A 15,649-nucleotide genomic window follows, 5' to 3' on the forward strand; every position below is an offset into this window, starting at 1 on the left:
ATCGTCGCGCCTCCGCAACGTTCCGGAGTGCGTCGTGAGAGCGCTGAAGCCTGTCTGTATCCTGCTGGCCCTCGCCTGCGCGGCGTCCGGGTTCGGGGCCGATCCCGCGCGGGCGCAGGACGCGGCGGCGGCGCCGAAGGCCTTCGCGCTCGATTCCGTTCCCGTCTCGGACGCGCCGCTCGGTCGCTTTCCCTACTTCGCGCTGCCCGACGGCTACCAGCCGGTGAACCCGCCCGAGACGCGGGATTTCGGGCATTTCCTGTTCTGGACCGGCGCGGCGCTCCACGAGGTCGAGGGCAAGGTCTTCCAGTCCCTGATCGGTCCCAAGGACGGCAAGACCTACTCCGCCTACGAGCTGAAGAAGAACATCGAGGCCCTGCTGACGCAGGCCGGCGGCCGGAAGATCGCCGACGGCCGGATCCCCGGCTCCGTGACGGAGACGCTGCCGGAAGACATCCGGATCGGGATGTACGAGGGCCTGGGCAACGTCTACAGCGCGCCGGCCCAGACCTGGGTGATCCGCCGGCCGGACCGGGAGGTCTGGGTGCATTTCGTGCCCGACAGCAACAGCGCGGCCTGGACGATCCTCGAGACGAAGCCGTTCGTCCAGACCGCCGCCCTCCTGCCCGCCGAGCGGCTGAAGCAGGATCTCGACAGGACCGGGAGGGCGGTGATCCAGGTCAACTTCGCCACCGACAGGACCGAGATCCTGCCGGCCTCCGCCCCGCAGATCGACGCGGTGGCGGCCCTGCTGCGGGCGGATCCCGGCCTGCGGCTCGCCATCAACGGCTACACGGACGGGACCGGGGCCGCCGCGCACAACCGGACCCTGTCCGACGGCCGCGCCAAGGCGGTCATGGCGAAGCTCGTCGCGGCCGGGATCGCCAGGGACCGGCTGCGGGCCAAGGGCTTCGGCGCCGCCAGCCCGGTCGCCGCCGACGACAGCGAGGCGGGGCGGGCGCGGAACCGGCGCGTCGAGCTGGTCAAGTTCTGAGCGGCGCGCGCGGCCGATCCGGGACCGCTCAGCGCGTGAGCAGGGGACAGCGGCAGCGACAAGAGTATTTTGTCCGCCAGCTCATAAAAATCGACGCGCATTTTCGCGGGCTTTGACGCACAGTGCGTGGCCGTTCGCGGGCGGCCACGCCGCGTCCCGCACGGCAGGAGATTCGCACGGCAAGAGCCGGCGGGCGGGCAGTGTGCCCGCGACCAGGGAAGGAAGGCCCATGCCGTCAGACATCGAGATCGCCCGCGCCGCGACCCTGAAGCCGATCGCGCAGGTCGCCGAGAAGCTCGGCATCCCGGATGACGCGCTCCACAATTACGGCAAGCACATCGCCAAGATCGACCACGGCTACATCGCCGGGCTGGAGAGCCGGAAGCCCGGCAAGCTCGTGCTGGTGACGGCGATCTCCCCGACGCCCGCGGGCGAGGGCAAGACCACCACCACGGTGGGCCTGGGCGACGCCCTGAACCGGATCGGCGAGAAGACCATGATCTGCCTGCGCGAGCCCTCGCTCGGGCCGTGCTTCGGCATGAAGGGCGGCGCGGCCGGCGGCGGCAAGGCGCAGGTCGTGCCGATGGAGCAGATCAACCTGCACTTCACCGGCGACTTCCACGCCATCACGGCGGCCCACAGCCTCGCGGCCGCGCTGATCGACAACCACGTCTACTGGGCGAACGAGCTCAACATCGACGTGCGCCGCATCCACTGGCGCCGCGTCGTCGACATGAACGACCGGGCTTTGCGCCAGATCACCCAGTCGCTGGGCGGCGTCGCCAACGGCTTCCCCCGCGAGGACGGGTTCGACATCACGGTGGCCTCCGAGGTGATGGCGGTGTTCTGCCTCGCCAAGGACCTGGCCGACCTGGAGGAGCGCCTCGGCCGGATCGTCATCGCCGAGACCCGCGACCGCAAGCTCGTCACCCTCAAGGACGTGAAGGCGACGGGCGCCATGACGGTGCTGCTCAAGGACGCCCTGCAGCCGAACCTCGTGCAGACGCTCGAGGGCAACCCGGCGCTGATCCACGGCGGACCCTTCGCCAACATCGCCCACGGCTGCAACTCGGTGATCGCGACCCGGGCCGGCCTGCGACTCGCCGACTACACGGTGACGGAAGCGGGCTTCGGCGCCGATCTCGGCGCCGAGAAGTTTTTGGACATCAAGTGCCGGCAGGCAGGCCTGACCCCCTCGGCCGTGGTGGTGGTGGCCACGATCCGCGCCCTCAAGATGCACGGCGGCGTCGACAAGAAGAACCTCGGGGCCGAGAACATCGACGCCCTGGAGAAGGGCTTCGCCAACCTCGCCCGGCACGTCACCAACCTGCGCGGCTTCGGCCTGCCGGTGGTGGTCGGCGTCAACCACTTCTACGCCGACACCGACGCCGAGCACGCCAAGCTGAAGGAGCTGTGCCGCGAGCGGCTCGACGTCGAGGCGATCACCTGCCGCCACTGGGCCGAGGGCGGCGCCGGCGCCGAGGACCTCGCCCGCGCGGTGGTGAAGCTCAGCCAGGCCGAGCCGGCGCCGATCCGCCACGCCTACGAGACCGAGAGCCGCCTCACCGACAAGATCCGGGCGATCGCCACCAAGCTGTACGGCGCCGCCGACATCCAGATCGAGACCAAGGCCGCCGGAAAGCTCGCCACCTTCGAGAAGGACGGCTACGGCCACCTGCCGATCTGCATGGCCAAGACCCAGTACTCGTTCTCCACCGACCCGACCCTGATGGGCGCCCCCGAGGGCCACATCGTCGGCGTGCGCGACGTCCGGCTCTCGGCCGGCGCCGGCTTCGTGGTGGCGATCTGCGGGGAGATCATGACCATGCCGGGCCTGCCCCGGGTGCCGGCCGCCGACACGATTCGCCTCGACGCGAACGGCCAGATCGACGGGCTGTTCTGAGGATCGCGCGGGGTTCGTCCACGGGCGGGTCCCGCCGCTCGTCTTTGCGAGCGGAGCGAAGCAACCCAGGGACACACCGCATCCGGAGATCGCGCGCTGCCCTGGGTCGCTTCGCTGGCGCTCGCGATGACGGAGCAGGTCGGATCACGGGCCGCCCCTACGCGTCCCCGAACAGGTCCACCGCCAGCCGGGAATGCGCCTCGCGCAGCATCCCGGTATCGACCCCGAGCGGCTGCCCGTCGACCACCCGCCACCGACCCGCCACCATCACCCGGTCGGCCCGGGTGGCGCCGCACAGGACCAGGGCCGCCAGCGGGTCGTGGGCGCCGGAGAAACGCAGCTCGTCCAGGGTGAACAGGGCGAGATCCGCCTCGCGGCCCGGCGCGATCCGGCCGATATCGGAGCGGCCGAGGCAGGCGGCCGAGCCCTCGGTCGCCCAGCGCAGGGCGTCGAGGTGCGTCACGGCCTCCGCCCCGTAGGTCAGCCGGTTGATCATCAGGGCGTGGCGCACGCCCTCCATCAGGTTCGAACTGTCGTTCGAGGCCGAGCCGTCGACGCCGAGGCCCACGGGGGCGCCCGCCGCCTCCAGCTCGCAGGTGCGGCAGCGCCCGGAGGCCAGCGTCATGTTCGAGGTCGGGCAGTGGCAGACGCCCACGCCGGCCCTGCCGAGCCGCGCGACCTCGGCATCGTCGAAGTGGATGCCGTGGGCGAGCCAGACCCGGTCGTTCAGCCAGCCGACCTCTTCGAGGTACTCGACCGGGCGGCAGCCGAACATCTCCTGGCAGTAGGCGTCCTCGTCCCGCGTCTCGCCGAGATGGGTGTGCAGCCGGCACCCGTGCCGGGCCGCGAGCGCCGCGCTCTCGCGCATCAGGCGCCCGGTCACCGCGAAGGGCGAGCAGGGGGCGAGCGCGACCTGCACCATCGCGCCGGGGTCGGGGTCGTGGAACAGGTTCAGCACCCGCTCGCAATCGGCGAGGATCGTGTCGTCGTCCTGGGTCAGGCTCTCGGGCGGCAGACCGCCCTCCCGGTCGGACAGGCTCATGGAGCCGCGGGTGATGGCGGCCCGGATCCCGAGGCTCCGCGCCTCCGCGACCTGGATGTCCATCGACGCTTCCAGCCCCTTCGGGAACAGGTAGTGGTGGTCGCCCGCCGTGGTGCAACCCGAGAGCAGCAGCTCGGTGAAGGCGACCCGGGTGGCGAGCCGGAACGCCTCCGGGGTGATCCGCCCCCAGACGGTGTAGAGCGCCTTCAGCCAGGGGAAGAGCGGCTTGTTGATCGCCAGCGGATGGGCGCGGGTCAGCGTCTGGAAGGCGTGGTGGTGGGTGTTGATCAGCCCCGGGATGACCACGTGGCGCGACGCGTCGAAGGTCGCGTCCACGGGCGCGGCGGGCCGCGCGCCCGCCGGCACGCACTCGACGATCCGGGTGCCCGCCACGACGATCCCGCCCCCGGCGCCCGCGGCCAGGATGGCGCGGGGATCGCGGATCCAGAGGCGGCCCGGTCCCGGTTCAGCTGCCTCGGCCATGCGCGTCCGCTCCCGTCGCCCGAGGGGCCTGCGTAGCGGAGGTGCCGGACCGGCGGCAATCCCGCGGGATCACGCTTGAGGATCCGCGGCGGTCGGCGCCCCGGCCGCCCCGGCCAGGGTTGACGGGCCCGGGCCGCCTTGAGAAACGTCACGGGGACTGACCTATCACCCGTTGGGAGCGGCCGCGCCGTGACACGGACAGCCCCGCGCGAGCAGATGTTCGCGCCGAAACCCGTCCCGGGCGCCGCGCCGGCCGCCCTCGGCAGCGACGACCTGATCGAGCTCCTGTTCTTCGCCTACCGGGATTTCGTCGGCGATCCGGACCGGATCCTGGCCGATTACGGGTTCGGCCGCGCCCACCACCGGGTGCTGCACTTCGTCGACCGCTACCCGGGCCTGACGATCGCCGAGCTCCTCGACATCCTGCGCATCACCAAGCAGAGCCTGAACCGGGTGCTCAAGGACCTGATCGGGCAGGGCTACGTCGCGCAGAAGCCCGGTTCCAGCGACCGGCGCCAGCGCCTCCTCTACTGCACCGCGGCCGGGGCCGGGCTCGCCGCCGACCTCACGCGGGTCCAGGCCCGCCGCCTCGCCCGGGCGCTCGCGGCGCCGGATGCCCGGGGTTCCCCGGAGGACTTCCTGATGGCGATGATCGAGCCGGAGGACCGGCCGGCGGTCCAGCGCCTGATGGCGCGGCGCGGGGGTGGGGCCGAGGGGCGCGTCGGCGCGGAGGACCCCGCGTGAGCCACCCTGCCCGGTCCGACCTGCCCGACGAGGCGCCCCACGTCCTCGTGGTCGACGACGACCGCCGCCTGCGCGAATTGCTCGCCCGCTACCTCACCGATCAGGGCTTCCGGGTCACCGCGGCGGCGAGCGCCGCGGAGGCGCGCGCCCGGGCCCAGAGCGTCGTGTTCGACGCCATGGTGCTCGACGTCATGATGCCCGGCGAGAACGGCTTCGACTACGCCCGCAGCGTGCGCGAGACCTCGCGGGTGCCGATCCTGATGCTCACCGCCCGCTCCAACCCGAACGACCGGGTGATGGGGCTCGAGATCGGCGCGGACGATTACCTGCCGAAGCCGTTCGAGCCGCGGGAGCTGACGCTGCGGCTCAACAACATCATCAAGCGCAGCGCGCGGCCCGGCGCGGGCTCCGCGGAGGCGGTGACCTTCGGGCCGTTCGCGTTCCGGATCGACCGGGGCGAGCTGCGCCGGGACGACGAGCTGATCCGCATCACCGAGCGCGAGCGCGAGATCCTCACGATCCTGGCGACGGCGGGCGGCGCCAATGTCGAGCGCGAGCAGCTCGCCGGTCCGGGCGGCGCCGCGGCCGAGCGCACCGTCGACGTGCAGATCAACCGCCTGCGCCGCAAGACCGAGGTCGATCCCGCCAACCCGGTCTTCCTGCAGACGGTGCGGGGTGTCGGCTACCGGCTGGCGGTCGACTGAGCCGCGTGCGGTCCGGCACCGGGCGGCTCAGATCACCCGCGGCGCGTCGGGTTTCAGCTTGAGGGCCTTGGCGATCCGGGTGGACAGGCTCCCCACGATGGCGAGGCTGGCCGACGGGTCGGCGAGGGCGCGGACGGCCGCCAGCGCCTCCTCGGCGCTGGGCGTCATCACCGCGTAGACCGCGGCGCCGGGCGCCGGGCCGGCGCCCTCCGCGGTGACGGAGACGAGGAAGGTGGTGTGGCGTCGCCGCGGGCGTCCAGGCATGGTCCAGCATTTGGCATGTCGGCTAACCTTCACCAATGCCCGAGTCTCGGAGCCGACCGGGAAACGGAACGATCCCGGCACGATAACCCGTGCCGGGCCTTTCAGCTCAGGGCAAGGTCGATGCCGGGAAGCCCCAGCCCGTCGAGCCGCGCGCGCCAGAGCTGGCCGGAGGCGACGGGCAGCGGGTCCGTCAGCGTGCCGGTGGTGACGACAGCCCCGGCCGCGAGCGGTGGGGCCACCGGATCTTTAGCCAGCGCATCGACGAGGTGCGCGAGGGCCGCGAGCGGCCCCGTCCCGAGCACGCAGCGGCCGCCGCCCCGGTCGGCGACGGCCCCGTCCCGCAGCAGGTCGACGGTGAAGCCCGCGAGGTCGCCGAGCCAGGCCGAGCGCGCGTCCGGGGCGATCCGCACCCGCTCGCCCACCACCAGCAGCCCGTGCAGGCCGAAGGCCGCGACGGTGTCGGGCGCCGCGAAGCGCCAGCCGGGATAGAGCGACTGCACGATCTCGAAGCCGCTCGCCGCCCAGTCGAGGCAAGCGATCAGCGCCGCGGCATCCATGCCGGGCTCGGGCGCGCGCGCCAGCCCGAACACGATCTCCGGCTCGATCCGCGGCTCGACGAAGGCGGCGAGCGGGACCGGCCCCGACAGGGCGGCGCGATCGCGCAGGGTCGTGTCGTAGACGTGGCCCCAGATCGGCGCGCGGACGCCGTAGCGCTCCCACAGAGTCGTGTTGGTGAAGCCGATCTTGTAGCCGACCGGCCGCTCGCCGCGCTCCCCGCGCAGGACTCGGACCGCCTCGGCCACCCGGTAGGCCGCCGGCAGGTCGAGGGTCGGATCCCAGTCGGTCAGCGGCGCGATCGGGCGGCGATGCTCGTGCGCGGAGAGGATCGTGCGGGCATGGGCCGCGGCGGAGATCGGCTCGGTCATCGGCGGACGGCGCGAGGGCCGACGGGGCGGCACCCGCGCCGGGCCGCGTCGATCGCGGCGCCGTCGATCCTACGCGGGGTCCTTCCCGTCGGGAACGCGCGATTTGTCCCCGCGCGCCCGGCGACCCCAACGGCTCGCGGCCGAGCATGGCGCTCCCGAGGCGGTGCTCCCGAGGCGACGCTCTCTGCCCGGTCGTCCCGGGCGTTCCGGCCGGCCGCGCCGCGCCGGAGAACGGGGTGTCGGTCGGTCCGAGGTTCGACGCGCCGAATATTTTCATTAGATCAATACCAAAATACGTTTCTTGATGATGTGTCATAAGGGGCACATACTGCTCACGGATCCGTGATAACCGGACATTGGCGCCTATCTTCGTCCGGTCTTTCTTGTTTAGAGTTGGTGTAATGTCGAGATCTGTTGACCGGCGAGCCGCGTCGCGCGCGTTCGATCACGCGGAGAGGCTGCTCCGGGTCGGGTTTGTATCGTCGACATCTCTATTCACGCTCGGAGCGGCCGCGCTCGCCCAGCCCGCGCCCGCCACCGACATCGAGCTGTCCGAACTCAGCGTGACGGGCGACGGGCGCGGGCGCAGCCTGAACAGCGATCTGTACGGGCGCGGCGGTGCGACCGGGCCGGTACCGGGCTACGTCGCCAGCCGCAGCACGGTCGGCACGAAGACCGACACGCCGATCCTGGAGACGGCGCAGTCGGTCTCGGTCATCGGACGCCAGCAGATCGAGGACCAGAACGCCCTGACCATCAATCAGGCGCTGCGCTTCACCCCGAGCGTCACCACCGAGCAGCGGGGCGGCGCCGGTTCGACGCGCCTGGAGCAGTTCTACATCCGCGGCTTCACCGCCCCGATCTTCCTCGACAACATGGCGCTGCCCACGAACCGCGACGCCTTCCCCAGCGTCGATCCCTATCGCGTGGAGCGGGTCGACATCATCAAGGGGCCGGCCTCGGTCCTCTACGGGCAGTCCGGCCCGGGCGGCCTCGTCAACCTCGTCTCGAAGGTCCCGCAATTCGTCCGCCACGGCGAGGTGTTCGTCCAGGGCGGCGGGTTCCGCGAGGTCCGAAGCGGCTTCGACATCGGCGGGCCGATCGCGTCCGACGTCCCGGGGCTCGCCGACCAGTTCGCCTACCGGGTCGTCGGACTCGGCTGGAACGGCGACGGGCCGGCCGCGACCACCAAGGTCGAGCGCGCCTTCATCAACCCGAGCCTCACGTGGCGGCCCTCCGCCGACACGTCGCTCACGGTCATCGCCAACTACCAGCGCGACCCGTTCTCGGGCTTCTACGGCGGCTTCCCGGCCGTCGGCACGGTGTTCCCGCGCAACTTCGGCAACGGCGTCTTCGGCCGGCTCCCGGTGAACTTCTACGACGGCGACCGCAACATCGAGCGCTCCGACCGCACCCAGGCCTCCGTCGAGTACCTGTTCGACCACCGGATCACCGAGAACCTGCGCTTCCACTCGGCCGGCCGCTACCTGCGCTCGAACGGCGACTACCGCAGCGCGTTCACGACCTTCGGCGACGTCAACGGCCCGTACACGACCGGCCCGACCATCGGCCGCTCGGTCGGCGGCACCCAGGTCGACATCGAAGCCTTCACGATGGACAACACCTTCATCGCCGATTTCGACACCGGCCCGATCGCCCACACGGCGCTGCTCGGCGTCGACCACCGGACCTTCAGTACGCGGTCGGTCACCGGCCCGTTCCCGGCGACGACGGGCCTGAACGCCCTCGCCCCCGACCACGACCTGCCGATCCGGTTCCCCGCCTTCACGTCGACGGCGCGGATCGACGCCCAGCAGACCGGCGTCTACTTTCAGGATCAGGCGAAGTTCGACCGCTTCGTCCTGACGCTCGGCGGCCGCTACGACACAGCCCGGCAGAGCGGCCCGACCCGCACCTTCGCGCCGAACAGTCTGACCATCCAGGACGTGCCGGCCGAGGCCTTCACCGGCCGCGCCAGCCTGCTCTACCTGTTCGACAGCGGCGTCGCCCCGTACGTCTCCTACAGCGAGGCTTTCGAGCCGATCGTCAACGGCCGGATCTTCGACGCGGCCCTCGGCTCGGCCGGGCGCATCCCCGTCCCGATCGCCAGCAACCAGTACGAGGCCGGCATCAAGTACCAGCCGCCCGGCACCGACATCCTGCTGACCACCGCGTTCTTCGACATCCGCCGCTCGAACGCGACCACCACCGACCCGGTCAATCCCGGCTTCGTCGTGCAGACCGGCGAGGTCGGCGTGCAGGGCGTCGAGTTCGAGGCGCGGGCCACCCTCGCCGAGGGCCTCAGCCTGATCGGCGGCTTCTCGCTCCTCGACATCCGCAACGTCCGCGACACCGGCTTCACCACGAACGACCTGACCCGCCGGTCTGTGCCGCTCCAGGGCCTGCGGCCGGTGCAGGTGCCGGACACGACCGCGTCGCTGTTCGTCGACTACCGCTTCACCGACGGCCCGCTCCTCGGCCTCGGCCTCGGCGGCGGCGTGCGCTACCTCGGCCCGTCCTGGGGCGACCCGGCCAACACCTTCCAGGTGCCCGAGAGCGTGCTGGTCGACGCCGTCGCCTCCTACGACATGAAGCACCTCGACCCGCGGCTCGCCGGCCTCAGCGCGCAGATCAACGTGCAGAACCTGCTCGACGAGCGCTACGTGACCGGCTGCTTCACCTATTCGGGCTGCTATTACGGCCTGCCGCGCACGGTCTACGCGACCCTGCGCTACCGCTGGTGAGGCGGCCGCCGTGCGCAGGACCTTCCGCCAGTCGATGGCGTGGCTCCACGCCTGGTCGGGCCTCGTCGTCGGCTGGGTGCTGTTCGCCGTCTTCGTGACGGGCACGGCGAGCTACTACCGGCCGGAGATCTCGCAGTGGATGCGGCCCGAGCTCCGCACCGACCGGACCTTCGGGGCGGCGGAGCTCGCGGCGGCGGCCGAGCGCGGCGTCGCCCACCTGCAGGCCCACGCGGGCGGCGCGCGGACGTGGTTCCTCGCGCTGCCGCGGCCGGACAGGCCGGTGCTGGAGCTGTTCTGGCGGACGGGGCCGGGCCGCCCGCCCGGCCACGTCCTCCTGGATCCGGACAGCGGCGCGCCGGCGGCGGTGCGGGCGACGCGCGGCGGCGACTTCCTCTACCGCTTCCACTTCGAGCTGAACCTGCCGCCGCTCTGGGGCCGCTGGATCGTCGGCGCCTGCGCGATGATCCTGCTGGTGGCGCTGATCTCGGGGGTCGTCACCCACCGGCGCATCTTCGCCGACTTCTTCACCTTCCGGCGGGACAAGTCCGCCCAGCGGGGCTGGCTCGACGCGCACAACGTCGCGGGCGTGCTCGCCCTGCCGTTCCACCTGATGATCACCTATACCGGGCTCGCCACCCTCATGGTGATGTACGTGCCCTGGGGCCTGAACGCGGCCTATCGCGGCGACAGCCAGCGCTACTTCGCCGAGTCCGGCCAGATCACCGCGCCCCGCCCGCCCGACGGCCAGCCCGGCACGCTGGCACCGGTCGGGCCGCTGGTGGTCCGCGCCCTCGCGATGCGGTCGGAACCCCTGGAGCGGATCACGGTCGTCAACCCGACGGACGCGCGCGCCACCGTGGTGGCGGTGTTCGAGGAGCCGCACGGCCTCTCCCACGAGCACCCGCAGATCGCCTTCGACGGCGCGACGGGCGCGGTCCTGGAGGTGCGCGCGGGCGGCCTGCGGCCGGCGACCAAGACCTTCACCGCGATGGTCGGCCTCCACGAGGCGCACTTCGCCGGCCCCGCGCTGCGGGTCCTGTTCTTCCTGTGCGGCCTCGCCGGCAGCGCCATGGTGGCGACCGGGCTGCTGCTCTGGGCGGTGGCGCGCCTGCCCAAGGGGGACGCACCCCGGGGCGTCGGCCTGCGCCTCGTCCAGGGCCTGAACGTCGCGACGATCGCCGGCCTGCCCGCGGCCGTCGCCGCCTATTTCCTGGCCAACCGGCTGCTGCCCGCCGCGCTGCCCGCGCGGGCGGAGGGGGAGGTCGGGGCCTTCTTCGCCGTCTGGCTGCTCGTCGCCCTGGCGGCGTTCCTGCGCCCGGCCGGGCGGGTCTGGCCGGAGACGCTGACGGCGGCGGCCGCGCTGTACGGCGCCGTCGCGGCCGCCGATATCGGGCGCCTCGTCGCGCTCCGGCTCGGCGGCGACGCGCCGGTCGAGCCGGTCTTCCTCGCCTTCGACGGCGCGATGCTGGCCCTCGCCGCCCTCTTCCTGCTCGCGGTCCGCACGATCGCGCGGCGCGGCGGAGCGTCCCGCGGCCCCGCGAAGGCCGCGGGGCTCTCGATCGCGGGGCACGCGCCGCGGGACCAGGGCCGGCCCGGCATGCCGGTACCGGGAGATCGGGAACCGATATGATAAAATTGAACTGGTATATTGAACCTGGTGCGGCGAATTAATTCAAAATAACTCCCGAAATCTGACATACATCGGATGCGCCGCGACTGTATCTGTGCAGAATGGTTCGGCCGGCATGCCAGCCGGTCGCGCCTGTGTCGTCGATTTTCACGCCCTTGATCCTTCGGCCCAGGCGCTCCAGCGCGGTCCATCCCAAGCGCACGCTGGACATGTCCCCGAGACCCAGAACTCGAGCCTCGAGGCGCGGCCCTCGAGGCTCCTTTTCTGCCGCCCCGGACGATGCCCGCCGCCTGTTCACGGGCCCCGCGCCCCCGTACCAGAGGGCCACGGGAGCGGCAGGACGGGCATGCAGCGCATCACCATCACCATCGACGACGCCCTGCTGGCGGCGGTCGACGACCTCTGCGCGCGGCGCGGCTACGGCAGCCGCTCGGAGGCGGTGCGCGACATCGTCCGCGACGCCCTGGCGCCGACCGGCGCCGCGGAGACCAACGGATCGGAGGCCTGCTACGGGGCCCTGAGCTACGTCTACAGCCACGGCACCCGCGATCTGGCCCGCCGGCTGACCGGCGAGGGGCATGAGCACGGCGTCTCGATCGCCAGCCTGCACGTGCACCTGACCCACGACGCGTGCCTCGAGGTGGCGGTCCTGCGCGGGCCGGTGGCCCGGATGCAGAGCTACGCCGACGCCGTCGTCACGCAGCGCGGCGTCCGCTACGGTCACCTGCACCTCATCCCGGAGGGCGACGACGCCCACGCCCATCCGGGCCACGGCGACGACGGCCCGGGGTGAGGGCTTCCCCCGCCCGCGATCCGGCGCCCCGGCGACTGCGCCCCGCGCGCAACACGACCGGCTCGATCCGCCCGTATGATTTTTTCGTATGTTTATCATACGCCCGGCATGCGAGAGTCCGGGGATCGCCACGCCTCGCTCGGTCTGCCGGTGTCCCGCCCGACCTCCCGTCCCGTCTGCCGCCACCGGCCTGCCGCCACCGGCCTCCGCGCCGTGACCCGGCTGCTCGCCGCGGGCGGCCTCGTCGTCGCGACCGCCGGGCGCGGCCGGGCGGCGCCGGGTGAGGACGCCCCGACACCGTCCGCCGTGACCCTGTCGGAGATCTCGGTGGTCTCCGCGGCGCCGCCGGTCATCCGCGCGACGGACGGGCCCGGCGCCAGCGCCGGCTATGTCGGCGGCGTCGCCGGGATCGGCGGCGCCCTGCTCAGCGTCGACGCGGCCAGCGCCGGCCTCATCGACGGCGCGGTTCTCAACGCACGCCCGGTCACGCGGCCCGGCGAGGTGCTGGAGGCAGTGCCGGGCCTGATCGTCACCCAGCACAGCGGGGAGGGGAAGGCCAACCAGTACTTCCTGCGCGGCTTCAACCTCGATCACGGGACCGACATCGCCATCAGCCTCGACGGCATGCCGGTCAACATGCGCACCCACGCCCACGGCCAGGGCTACGCCGACCTCAACTTCCTCATCCCCGAACTCGTCGGCGCGGTGGAGTACCACAAGGGACCGTACTTCGTGCGCGACGGCGACTTCGCCTCCGCGGGCTCGGTGCGCATCGGCTATCTCGACACCGTGCGGGAGAACCTCGCGCTGACCTCGATCGGCAGCTTCGGCTACAGGCGGGCCCTGTCGATCGCCTCGGCTCCGCTGGGCGAAGGCACCCTGCTGGTGGCCGGCGAGGCGCAGGTCTACGACGGGCCGTGGGCCGTCCCGGACGCCCTGCGCAAGCTCAACGGCGTCGCCCGCTACAGCCAGGGCACGGCGCTGGACGGGTTCGCGGTCACCGGCATGGCCTACGCGTCCCGCTGGACGGCCACCAACCAGATCCCGGAGCGGGCCGTCGGCGCGGGGCTGATCGGCCGCTACGGCACCCTCAACCCCACGGATGGCGGCGACACCGCCCGCTTCTCGCTGTCGGGCCGGTTCAGCGCGACGGACGACACCGGCATCACCCGGGCCTCCGCCTACGTGATCCGCTACCAGATGAACCTGTTCAACGACTTCACCTACGCCCTCAACGATCCGGTGAACGGCGACCAGTTCCACCAGCGCGACCAGCGCATCCTCGGCGGCGGCGAGGTGCTGCACATCTTCCAGGGCGACCTGTTCGGCCGGCCCCTGGAGGTCGAGGTCGGCGCGCAGACGCGGACGGACTCGATCCGCGTCGGCCTGTTCAACACCGCCTTCCGCCAGTACCGCTCGACCGTGCTCGACGACCGGGTGCTGGAATCGAGCGGCGCCCTCTACCTCGACACGCGGGTGCGCTGGACCGAGTGGCTGCGCACGAGCGTCGGCGTGCGGGCCGACGGCTACTACGCCGATATCCGCTCGGACACGCCGGCGAACTCCGGACGGGCCACCGACGGCATCGTCAACCCGAAGCTCGGCCTCGTGCTCGGACCGTGGTCCGACACCGAGATCTACGTGAATTACGGCGGCGGCTTCCACTCGAACGACGCGCGCGGCGTCACCGCCACCGTCGATCCCGCGAGCCCCCTGTTCAACATCACCCGGTCGCCCTTCCTGGTGCCGTCCACGGGCTACGAGCTGGGCCTGCGCAACCGCTCGATCGCCGGGCTGGAGACGAGCCTCGCCCTGTTCCGGCTCGACTTCGCCTCGGAGAACATCTTCCAGGGCGACACCGGCACCACGGAGCCGAGCCGCCCGACCCGCCGGTTCGGCGTCGAGTGGACGAACCGCTACGCGGTGACGCCGTGGCTGTCCCTGGACGGGGATCTGACGATCACCAACGCCCGGTTCTCCAGCTACGACCCGGCCGGCAACCGCGTGCCGGAGGCCCCCACGACCATCGCGTCGGCGGGCGTGACCTTCGGCGAGCCCCTCGGCTGGTTCGGGAGCCTGCGGGTCCGCTATTTCGGGCCGCGCCCGCTCATCGAGGACAACGCGATCCGCTCCCGGGCGACCGCCCTGCTCAACGGCCGCATCGGCTACCTGTTCGACACCGGGGTGAGCGTCTCGCTGGATGTGCTCAACCTGACCAACAGCAAGTCCGACCAGATCACCTACGCGTACGTGTCCCGTCTGCCGGGCGAGCCCGCCGAGGGGCTGATCGACCGCGTCTTCCACCCGGTGGAGCCCACGGCCGTGCGGCTGACGATCGCCGGACGGTTCTGACCGCCGGCATCCGCCGCACGCAAGTCCTGCCCTCCTCGCGGCAGACCCACGCCGTGACGGACTTCGTCCCGGCGCGCCGGCGCCTCGCCGACCGGTATCCGGGGATCGTCACCGGCGCCCCGGTCGCGTCAGCCGCCGCTGCGCGAGACCCGGTAGTCGCGGGGAGTCAGGCCGTAGGTCTCCCGGAATGCGCGGCTGAGCTGGGCGCCGCTCCCGAAGCCGTACGCCTCCGCGATCGCGCCGATCGAGCGCGGCTCCAGCGGATTGTCGAGGGCGGCCCGCACGGCCGCGAGGCGCTGCCGCGCGAGGTAGCGTGCCACCCCGCCTTCCGGCTCGAACAGGCGGTAGAGCTGGGAGCGTGACATGCCGAGCGCCCGCGCCAGCGCGTCGATCCGGGGCGGCGCGGCGAGATGGCCGCGGATGAGCCGCTTCGCGGCCCTGAGCCGGGCGGCCTCGAGCGGCGCGGCCGCGCGGGCCGCCCCGTCGAGGCTCGGGCGCGCGCAGGCCGCCACCATGTGGAGCGTGGCCTGGGCGATGTGGGCGGCGTCGGCCGTGGTGATCGCGTCGCTGTGCGCGGCCAGGCTCCGGATGTGGTCGGCCAGGAGGCGGCCCGCACCGCCCGCGAGGATCAGCCCGTGCATCGCGTCCTCGTCCGGCAGCACGGTGGCGATGGAGGCGCGCGAGACGGCCAGGATCAGCGAGTCCGTCTCCGGAACCCGGCTGCGGCGGTACGGCTGCGACAGGTCGTTGAGGCTGACCGCGCCCGCCGGAACCTCCGCCACGCCCCGCTCGGTCTCGACGCTGTAGGCGTGCCGGCTCAGGTGCAGGACGAAGCCGTCCTGTCCGTCGCGCCGGATCTGGGACCGGGTCCGGGCGGGTCCCTGCGGCGCGGCGTTCATGACGCGCAGGGCCATCGGGCCGATCTGCGTCGTCTCGATCCGGCCCGTGAAGCCGCGCGGATCGGCATCGAGGTCGTGGGCCGAGAACAGCGCCCGCCACGCGGCGAAACGGTCGCGCTCCGGCAGAGGGTCGGTTGTGAAGAGGGACCGGGGTACGAAGTTCACGGCGGG

Annotated in this window: 12 protein-coding genes; 8 read left to right on the top strand and 4 right to left on the bottom strand. The window is 72.2% G+C overall.

What is annotated here, in order from left to right; translation table 11 throughout:
* Positions 1-34 precede the first annotated feature (34 nt).
* Together ACLBXO_RS18475 and ACLBXO_RS18480 are read left to right on the top strand one after the other, a co-directional pair.
* Positions 35-994 carry an OmpA family protein gene (locus ACLBXO_RS18475; RefSeq protein WP_447686246.1) on the top strand — a complete coding sequence of 320 codons (960 nt, stop codon included), beginning with the start codon at positions 35-37 and terminating at the stop codon, positions 992-994.
* Positions 995-1,223: 229 nt separating this feature from the next.
* A complete protein-coding gene (locus ACLBXO_RS18480; RefSeq protein WP_447686247.1) occupies positions 1,224-2,897 on the top strand; it encodes a formate--tetrahydrofolate ligase in 1,674 nt (557 codons plus the stop codon).
* A gap of 157 nt (positions 2,898-3,054) precedes the next feature.
* Here the strand turns inward: ACLBXO_RS18480 and ACLBXO_RS18485 are convergent, their stop codons facing one another.
* Positions 3,055-4,422, bottom strand: coding sequence for an 8-oxoguanine deaminase (locus ACLBXO_RS18485; protein ID WP_447686248.1), 1,368 nt, complete (start codon positions 4,420-4,422; stop codon positions 3,055-3,057).
* Positions 4,423-4,638: 216 nt separating this feature from the next.
* Here ACLBXO_RS18485 and ACLBXO_RS18490 point away from each other — a divergent pair, with 216 nt between their 5' ends.
* Positions 4,639-5,166: a MarR family winged helix-turn-helix transcriptional regulator gene (locus ACLBXO_RS18490; protein WP_331313709.1), complete on the top strand. Its 528-nt coding sequence runs from the start codon at positions 4,639-4,641 to the stop codon at positions 5,164-5,166.
* Positions 5,163-5,870 (top strand): response regulator, encoded by a 708-nt coding sequence (locus ACLBXO_RS18495; protein WP_331313682.1) that lies wholly within the window; start codon positions 5,163-5,165, stop codon positions 5,868-5,870. The genes ACLBXO_RS18490 and ACLBXO_RS18495 overlap by 4 nt, the downstream gene beginning before the upstream one ends.
* A 27-nt stretch (positions 5,871-5,897) precedes the next feature.
* Here ACLBXO_RS18495 and ACLBXO_RS18500 read toward each other — a convergent pair whose 3' ends face one another.
* Together ACLBXO_RS18500 and ACLBXO_RS18505 are read right to left on the bottom strand one after the other, a co-directional pair.
* Positions 5,898-6,134 carry a hypothetical protein gene (locus ACLBXO_RS18500; RefSeq protein ID WP_331313681.1) on the bottom strand — a complete coding sequence of 79 codons (237 nt, stop codon included), beginning with the start codon at positions 6,132-6,134 and terminating at the stop codon, positions 5,898-5,900.
* Between the two features lie 101 nt (positions 6,135-6,235).
* Positions 6,236-7,060, bottom strand: coding sequence for a 2-keto-4-pentenoate hydratase (locus ACLBXO_RS18505; RefSeq protein ID WP_447686249.1), 825 nt, complete (start codon positions 7,058-7,060; stop codon positions 6,236-6,238).
* A gap of 401 nt (positions 7,061-7,461) precedes the next feature.
* Here ACLBXO_RS18505 and ACLBXO_RS18510 point away from each other — a divergent pair, with 401 nt between their 5' ends.
* The 4 genes from ACLBXO_RS18510 to ACLBXO_RS18525 all read left to right on the top strand — a co-directional run bounded on the left by ACLBXO_RS18510 (position 7,462) and on the right by ACLBXO_RS18525 (position 14,579).
* Entirely contained in the window at positions 7,462-9,804 is a 2,343-nt protein-coding gene (locus ACLBXO_RS18510) for a TonB-dependent siderophore receptor (RefSeq protein WP_447686250.1), read from the top strand.
* 10 nt (positions 9,805-9,814) lie between these two features.
* Positions 9,815-11,434 carry a PepSY-associated TM helix domain-containing protein gene (locus ACLBXO_RS18515; RefSeq protein ID WP_447686251.1) on the top strand — a complete coding sequence of 540 codons (1,620 nt, stop codon included), beginning with the start codon at positions 9,815-9,817 and terminating at the stop codon, positions 11,432-11,434.
* A gap of 346 nt (positions 11,435-11,780) precedes the next feature.
* On the top strand, positions 11,781-12,227 hold the full coding sequence (gene nikR / locus ACLBXO_RS18520; protein ID WP_447686252.1) for a nickel-responsive transcriptional regulator NikR: 447 nt from the start codon (positions 11,781-11,783) through the stop codon (positions 12,225-12,227).
* A 213-nt stretch (positions 12,228-12,440) separates the two neighbouring features.
* Positions 12,441-14,579: a TonB-dependent receptor gene (locus tag ACLBXO_RS18525; protein ID WP_447686284.1), complete on the top strand. Its 2,139-nt coding sequence runs from the start codon at positions 12,441-12,443 to the stop codon at positions 14,577-14,579.
* 128 nt (positions 14,580-14,707) lie between these two features.
* On the opposite strand, the gene ACLBXO_RS18530 is transcribed toward ACLBXO_RS18525, so the two are convergent.
* Positions 14,708-15,643, bottom strand: a complete 936-nt coding sequence (locus ACLBXO_RS18530; protein ID WP_447686253.1) for a helix-turn-helix domain-containing protein — start codon at positions 15,641-15,643, stop codon at positions 14,708-14,710.
* Positions 15,644-15,649: the final 6 nt, after the last annotated feature.

The organism is Methylobacterium sp. C33D, assembly GCF_053345825.1.

Excerpts from the sequence above, each read along its gene's own strand:
- nikR (WP_447686252.1), top strand. The coding sequence starts at position 11,781 with ATGCAGCGCATCACCATCACCATCGACGACGCCCTGCTGGCGGCGGTC.
- ACLBXO_RS18480 (WP_447686247.1), top strand. The coding sequence starts at position 1,224 with ATGCCGTCAGACATCGAGATCGCCCGCGCCGCGACCCTGAAGCCGATC.
- ACLBXO_RS18490 (WP_331313709.1), top strand. The coding sequence starts at position 4,639 with ATGTTCGCGCCGAAACCCGTCCCGGGCGCCGCGCCGGCCGCCCTCGGC.
- ACLBXO_RS18510 (WP_447686250.1), top strand. The coding sequence starts at position 7,462 with ATGTCGAGATCTGTTGACCGGCGAGCCGCGTCGCGCGCGTTCGATCAC.
- ACLBXO_RS18505 (WP_447686249.1), bottom strand. The coding sequence starts at position 7,060 with ATGACCGAGCCGATCTCCGCCGCGGCCCATGCCCGCACGATCCTCTCC.
- ACLBXO_RS18500 (WP_331313681.1), bottom strand. The coding sequence starts at position 6,134 with ATGCCTGGACGCCCGCGGCGACGCCACACCACCTTCCTCGTCTCCGTC.
- ACLBXO_RS18485 (WP_447686248.1), bottom strand. The coding sequence starts at position 4,422 with ATGGCCGAGGCAGCTGAACCGGGACCGGGCCGCCTCTGGATCCGCGAT.